Annotated in this window: 8 protein-coding genes; 5 read left to right on the plus strand and 3 right to left on the minus strand. The window is 64.1% G+C overall.

The features are described 5' to 3' along the window. The first annotated feature begins 3 nt into the window (after positions 1 to 3). From Q0Y09_RS01580 to obgE, 5 genes are all read left to right on the plus strand, one after another. Positions 4 to 1,101 carry a metallophosphoesterase gene (locus tag Q0Y09_RS01580; protein ID WP_297716712.1) on the plus strand — a complete coding sequence of 366 codons (1,098 nt, stop codon included), beginning with the start codon at positions 4 to 6 and terminating at the stop codon, positions 1,099 to 1,101. A gap of 367 nt (positions 1,102 to 1,468) precedes the next feature. Continuing rightward, the gene (gene rplU / locus Q0Y09_RS01585) at positions 1,469 to 1,780 is read left to right on the plus strand and encodes a 50S ribosomal protein L21 (RefSeq protein ID WP_297716713.1); all 312 of its coding nucleotides are present in this window, start codon (positions 1,469 to 1,471) and stop codon (positions 1,778 to 1,780) included. Between the two features lie 20 nt (positions 1,781 to 1,800). After that, the gene (locus tag Q0Y09_RS01590) at positions 1,801 to 2,136 is read left to right on the plus strand and encodes a ribosomal-processing cysteine protease Prp (RefSeq protein WP_297716715.1); all 336 of its coding nucleotides are present in this window, start codon (positions 1,801 to 1,803) and stop codon (positions 2,134 to 2,136) included. A 4-nt stretch (positions 2,137 to 2,140) separates the two neighbouring features. After that, positions 2,141 to 2,425: a 50S ribosomal protein L27 gene (gene rpmA / locus Q0Y09_RS01595; protein ID WP_101692346.1), complete on the plus strand. Its 285-nt coding sequence runs from the start codon at positions 2,141 to 2,143 to the stop codon at positions 2,423 to 2,425. A gap of 78 nt (positions 2,426 to 2,503) precedes the next feature. Beyond that, positions 2,504 to 3,781: a GTPase ObgE gene (obgE, locus tag Q0Y09_RS01600; RefSeq protein ID WP_297716718.1), complete on the plus strand. Its 1,278-nt coding sequence runs from the start codon at positions 2,504 to 2,506 to the stop codon at positions 3,779 to 3,781. Between the two features lie 260 nt (positions 3,782 to 4,041). Here obgE and Q0Y09_RS01605 read toward each other — a convergent pair whose 3' ends face one another. From Q0Y09_RS01605 to Q0Y09_RS01615, 3 genes are read right to left on the minus strand one after another with little or no spacing between them, the layout of a single operon-like run. After that, positions 4,042 to 4,884 (minus strand): DUF3298 and DUF4163 domain-containing protein, encoded by an 843-nt coding sequence (locus Q0Y09_RS01605; protein ID WP_297716720.1) that lies wholly within the window; start codon positions 4,882 to 4,884, stop codon positions 4,042 to 4,044. Position 4,885: 1 nt separating this feature from the next. Further along, positions 4,886 to 5,392, minus strand: a complete 507-nt coding sequence (locus Q0Y09_RS01610) for a sigma-70 family RNA polymerase sigma factor (RefSeq protein WP_297716722.1) — start codon at positions 5,390 to 5,392, stop codon at positions 4,886 to 4,888. A 21-nt stretch (positions 5,393 to 5,413) separates the two neighbouring features. Further along, positions 5,414 to 6,313, minus strand: coding sequence for a GDSL-type esterase/lipase family protein (locus Q0Y09_RS01615; protein WP_297716724.1), 900 nt, complete (start codon positions 6,311 to 6,313; stop codon positions 5,414 to 5,416). Between the last annotated feature and the right edge of the window lie 288 nt (positions 6,314 to 6,601).

Consider the following 6,601-nt stretch of genomic DNA (forward strand, 5'->3'; position numbering starts at 1 on the left):
CCCATGAAGGCAGTGGTCCGCCCCATCCCCTTCCCCCAAAACGGGCGGCTGCTGGCGGTCAGCGACGTCCACGGCAACCTGCCCTGGCTGCGGGGCCTGCTGGACAAGGTGGGCTTTACCGCCGACGACGCCCTGGTGCTGGTGGGCGACCTGGTGGAAAAGGGCCCCGACAGTCTGGCCACCCTCCGCTATGTCATGGAGCTCTCCCGCACCCACACCGTCCACACCCTGTGCGGAAACTGCGACAACCTGGCGGTGGACTTTGTGGACCAGAACGCCGGCCTGGGCCGGGATTTTTTCCGCGGCTACCTCAGCGTGTGGAAGGAGCGCTCCCTCATCGTCCAGATGGCCCGGGAGATCGGCGCGCCGGTGGAGACCCCCGAAGACCTGCCCGCCCTCCGCGCCGCCCTTCGGGAACACTTCGCCCCCGAGCTGGACTTCCTCCGGGACCTGCCCACCATCCTCACCGCGCCGGGCTACGTCTTCGTCCACGGCGGCGTTCCCTCCTACGACCACATGGAGGAGCTGGACGCCTGGGGGTGCATGAAAAACGATGATTTCCTCTCCCAGGGCCACGCCTTTCCCTGCTACTGCGTGGTGGGACACTGGCCGGTCACCCTCTACCGCACCGGCCACCCCTGTGCCGAGCCCCTGGTCTGCCCGGACCGGAAGATCGTCAGCATCGACGGCGGCTGCGTCCTCAAGGACGACGGACAGCTCAACGCCGTCCTCCTCCCGCCCGACGGCGGAGAGATCACCTGGCGCTCCTACGACGACCTCCCCCGCCGCCGGGCCCTGGACGCCCAGGACGAGAGCACGGACCCCTTCACCATCTCCTGGACGGACCACGCTGTGGAGGTGCTGGAGCAGGGGGAGGAGTTCTCCCTCTGCCGCCACCGGAGCACGGGGAAGACGCTGTGGGTGCTCACCAAGTACCTGCGCTGCCGGGAGGGGCAGTGGTGGTGCCTGGACTCCACCGACTACCGCCTCCCCGTCTCCCCCGGCGACCTCCTCTCCGTGGTGGAGGAGACCTCCCGGGGGGCCCTGGTGAAGAAGAACGGCTCCACTGGCTGGTACCTGGGCCAGCTGGCAGAGCTCTGAGCAGCTTTTTCCGGGTAATCCCATGGCCATGTGCCGCAGTAAGCGGCACATGGCCAATTTTGCTATGCGTTTGCACCGCAAAAGGGAGAAATTAGGGCAGAAATCCATTGACAAGCACCCTGGGCGCTGATATACTATTATAGCCGCTTTGACTGGGTATGAAAGTGGGAAGGCGCTTTACGCTGATTCACTGTCACGCTGCGAAGCCTCCGCGACGGCACACTGCTCACCCCTCCGCGAAAAACACCTTGCGCCTCCGGCGCAACTGCTTTTTCGTCTGCGGGGCTCACTGTGTGCCTGCTCCCGGCTTCTCCGCGCTTCTCTCCGCCCCCGACAGCGAGCCCGTTATGAAGGAGTGAAAGATAGAATGCACGCGATCATTGAGACCGGCGGCAAGCAGTACAAGGTGGCCGAGGGTGATACCCTCTTCATCGAGAAGCTTCCCGTCGAGGCCGGCGAGACCGTGACCTTTGACAAGGTCCTGGCTGTGCTGGACGGCGACAAGGCCACCTTCGGCGCTCCCGTGGTGGACGGCGCCAAGGTCACCGCTTCCGTGGTGAAGAACGGCAAGGGCAAGAAGGTCATCGTCTTCAAGTACAAGCCCAAGAAGGGCTACCGCCGCAAGCAGGGCCACCGTCAGCCCTACACCAAGGTCACCATCGGCAAGATCGAGGCTTGAGTCTCCCTCTTTCCTGACCTATGATCGAGGTTACTTTTTTTACGCAGGGCAGCCGCCTGACCGGCTTTGAAGTCAAAGGTCACAGCGGGCTGGCCTGCCAGGGGGAGGACATCCTCTGCGCCGCCGTCACCAGCGCCGTCCGGCTCACCGAGTGCGCTGTCAACGACATCCTCGGCCTGGAGGCCGCGGTGAAGGTGCGGGAAAAGGATGCCTCCATCACCCTCAAGCTCCCCGGCGGTCTGGGAGAGACCAACGAGAACACCTGTCAGACCCTTCTGACAGCCATGATGGTCTACTTTACCGACCTCAGGGAGGAATATCCCGACAACATCATCGTTTACGACATGGAGGTGTAACACCATGCTGAAGATCGGTCTTCAGTTCTTCGCCCACAAGAAGGGCGTCGGCTCCACCCGGAACGGCCGTGATTCCGAGTCCAAGCGTCTGGGCGTGAAGCGGGGCGACGGTCAGTTCGTCCTGGCCGGCAACATCCTCGTGCGTCAGCGCGGCACCCACATCCACCCCGGTGTGAACGTGGGCAAGGGCAGCGACGACACCCTGTTCGCCCTCAAGGACGGCAAGGTCAAGTTCGAGCGTCTTGGCAAGGACCGCAAGCAGGTCTCCATCGTGGAGATCGCTCAGTAAGCTGGGCATGATAACGCCTCGGACAGGGTATCCTCTGTTCGGGGCGTTTTTTATCTTTCTGTTTAGGAGGTGCTGTCTATGCCAGCATTCGTGGATACCGCAAAGATCACGGTGAGATCCGGCAAGGGGGGCAACGGTGCCGTGGCCTTCCACCGGGAGAAGTATGTGGCCGCCGGCGGCCCGGACGGCGGCGACGGCGGCCGGGGCGGCGATGTGATCCTCCAGGTGGACCCCCACATGTCCACCCTGATGGATTTCCGCTACAAGCGGAAGTACGTGGCCGGCAGCGGCATGGACGGCTCCGGAAAACGCTGCACCGGCAAGGACGGGGAGGACATGGTCATCAAGGTCCCCCTGGGCACCGTGGTCCGGGACGCCCAGAGCCGCCAGATCATCGCCGATATGTCCGGCATGGAGCCCTTTGTCCTCTGCCGGGGCGGCAACGGCGGCTGGGGCAACAAGCACTTTGCCACCCCCACCCGCCAGGTGCCCAACTTCGCCAAGGCCGGTCTCCCCGGCCAGGAGCGGGAGGTCATCCTGGAGCTGAAGCTGCTGGCCGACGTGGGACTGGTGGGCTTCCCCAACGTGGGCAAGTCCACCCTGCTCTCCGTGGTCTCCAAGGCCCGGCCCAAGATCGCCGACTACCACTTTACCACCCTTTTCCCCAACCTGGGCGTGGTCTATGTGGACGAGGGGGTCTCCTTCGTCATGGCCGACATCCCCGGCATCATCGAGGGGGCCAGCGAGGGGGCCGGCCTGGGGCACGACTTCCTCCGGCACATTGACCGGTGCCGCCTGCTCATCCACATCGTGGACGTGTCCGGCCGGGAGGGCCGGGACCCGGTGGAGGACTTCGAGGCCATCAACGCCGAGCTTGCCCAGTACAGCCCCCAGTTGGCGGAGCGGCCCATGCTGGTGGCGGGCAACAAGGCCGACATCGCCGAGGACCGCACTCTGCTGGAAAGGCTCAAGGACCATGTGGAGGCCCTGGGGCTCCCCTTCTTTGAGCTCTCCGCCGCCACCCACCAGGGAGTGGACGCCCTCATGCGCCACGCTGCCGGGATGCTCGCCCAGCTGCCCCCCATCACGGTGTACGAGCCCGACTATGTCCCCGCTCCCCCGGAGGTGGACACCAGCGGCGACGTCACCATCGAAAAGGTGGACGACGTGTGGATGGTGGACGGGCCCTGGCTCCAGCGGCTCATGGCCAACGTCAACTTCAACGACGTGGAGTCCCGGAACTGGTTTGACCGGGTCCTGCGGGAGTCCGGCCTCTTCCAGCGGATGGAGGAGATGGGCGTCCAGGACGGCGACATCGTCTGCCTCTACAATCTGGAATTTGAATATCAGAAATAACAGAGCGGAGCGCCCTTCGGCGCTCCGCTTCTGCGTTTTTCGTGTCCTTTCGGTGTCCCATATCTGTCATTCGCTCTGCAAACACTGTGCTCTCAGGAAAGTCTCCGGGAAACCATCCCCCATACCTCCCATGGTACGGCGGTATGGCGCCCCTCTCCCACCGTCATTCTGAGACCAGGGGCCGAAGAATCCGCGCTCCTTCAGGTGAGAGACGGCCCCTTCGCTTTGCTCAGGATGATGCAAAGCGGGGGCACTTCCCCTCACTGTTCGGTCTGAATGACAAACTCCTGGCTGCCCATGGAGCCGGGGCCCAGCTCGTACTTCTCAAAGACCACCACCGGGAGCCCCTCCCCGTTGAGGTAGAAGGGCTGGTCCTCCCGGATGCCCTGGAAGCCGCCCTGCTCCGTGGTCCAGTAGGTGTTTTCCGGGTCCTGGGCCCGCTGGGCGATCTGCTCTGCCACCTGGGCGTTGACGGTCTCCATCCAGTTGGGGCCCAGCAGGTCCCGGAGGGTGATCTCCTTCCCCGTCTCCAGGTCGATGTTGTAGGTGTAGAACTCCGTGTAGGCACTGGCCCGGACCTCGGTCTCAGTGACCACAAAAGAGAGATACTGATCGTTCTGGCACTTGACCTCGTAGTCCACATCGATGATGACCGGCATATAGGTCTCAGGGTCGCCGCCGGTGGCCACATAGGCTTCTCTGGCCTCCCTGGCCCGGGTCTCAGCCGCGTCGATGACGGACTGGATGCGGGTGGAGATCTCCTGGTTGACCTTCTGCTCCAGCTCTGTGTGGCCGGTGTTTTCCAGGGCGGGAAGGCGCACGTCGATGATGTGTTCCCGGTCATTGACGGCATACTCGGTAACGGTGAAGATCCGGGCCAGGCCGCCCAGCACCGGCACGTCGTACACCGCCTGGGCAAAGCTGGGGCTGCCGTTGACCAGCAGCACAAAGCAGGCGCAGCTGGCCAGGGCGGTGGCCAGACTCCGGCGCACGGTCCGGCGGCGCTTCCGCAGCCGGTCCCCCTCCCGGATGGCGGCCCGTACCGCCAGAGAGAGCTCCTCCGGCGTCTCCTGGGCCTGATAGCGGGCTTTGGCGCGTTCCATTTCAGGGTGCATAGTCGATCTCCTCTCCGGTCATGTCCTTGAGCCGCCTGATGGCCTTGTAGAGCCGGGACTTCACCGTGTTCAGGTTGGTCCCGGTGGCCTGGGCGATCTCTTCCAGCTTCAGGTCCTCAAAATAGCGCAGCTTGATGACGGTCTGCTCCGGGAGGGAGAGCCGTTCAATGGCGTCGTAGAGGTCCAGACGCTCTCCCGGGTCCCGCCCCTCCTCCGCCCGGTCCGCCATGACCTCCTCCAGGGAGACCAGGTTCCGGTTCCGGCGGAAGTGGTTCATGGCTTCGTTGATGAGGATGCGGTAGAACCAGGTCTTGAGATAGGCCGGCTCCCGGACGGTGTCCACTTTGCTGAGGGCCTTCACAATGGCCTCCTGGACCACATCCAGGGCTGCGTCCCGGTTTTTGACGTAACTCATCGCCAGGCGGTAAAACTCCGTCTGTCCGTTCACAATATGCTCCACCAGCAGCTGGCGGTTGTCCGGGGCGTTCTGTCTCAAGGGGACGGCAGCTTCCTTCCGTTATGGGTTCTGGGGGGATACGGTGTGGCTGCGCAGGTAGGCGGCCCACTTCTCGTAGCCGCTCCTGGTGAGGTGGACCCCGTCGGTGCTCTCCTCCGCCGGCAGGACACCGTTTTCATCGGCCAGAGCGGCGTGGGTGTCCAGCAGGTAGACCTCCTTCTCCTCCGCCAGCTGGGCGATGAGGTCATTGTAGACGGCCACCTTCTCATTTTTCAGCCATTCGTGGTTCTGCGACTTCTCCGCTGTCACCGGCAGGAGGGTCTGGAGATAGATCTGGGCGTTGGGCTGGATCTCCCGCACCAGGTCCACAAGCTGGGCATAGCAGTCGTAAAACCGCTGGTCGTTGTACCAGCCCAGCTCGTTGACGCCCAGCAGGAGGTATACCTTGCCGTAGGTCTTCCGGCCCAGGGCCTCCAGGGGGGTGCATTTGCCGCCGTCTGTGCGGATGACGGCGTCGGTGCGGACCGACTGGACCGTCATCCCCTTGTAGGAGAGGTTCTCCCCGCCCTGGAGGCCGCCGTAAAGCAGCAGGCCGTCGGTGAGGGAATCTCCCAGGAAGGCCGCGTCGGCAAACCAGTCGTCCTCCACCGTCTCCCCCTCGGGCGCCGGGGCGGCGTAGTCATATTCGCGGACGGGCTCCGTCTCTGCGGGGGGCGTCTCCGGGGGAAGCGTCTCCGCAGGCAGGGCCGGCGGCTCTGTGGGGGCAGTGGTCTCAACGGCGGCGGGCCGGCGGGCGGCCTTTTGCCGGAATAAATCTGTATCGTGCCGGGCAGCGACATGGGCAGACAGCAGGGTCCAGCTCCCCGTCAGGGTCAACGCCAAAAGCAGCACGGCCACCGGAAGCCGAAGGGATGGACGCCGGCGCCTTCTGCGGCGGCATCGCTTGGGTTGATAGGCCAATCGGCTCTCCTCCTTTTCTGTCGTTCTGTTGGTTAGACGGAGGGCCGGGCAGAAAGTTTTCGCAGGAAAAAAAGTTTTTTGGCCGGGCGGACCGCGCTCCGCTGACCTTCCGGGCGGCGCGAAGAGCATCCGCTTCTCTCTTCTCTGCACACAGGTATAACAAAAGGGACGGGGGATACGGTTCCTTCGGCCTGCGGCCTCAGGATGACGACCAGGAGGCGGTTCCCTCACCTGCCCCGTCATTCTGAGCGCAGCGAAGAATCCGTTTCTCCCATCGCTGCACACAGG

Source organism: Intestinimonas sp. (assembly GCF_026169115.1).
Lineage (GTDB): Bacteria > Bacillota > Clostridia > Oscillospirales > Oscillospiraceae > Intestinimonas.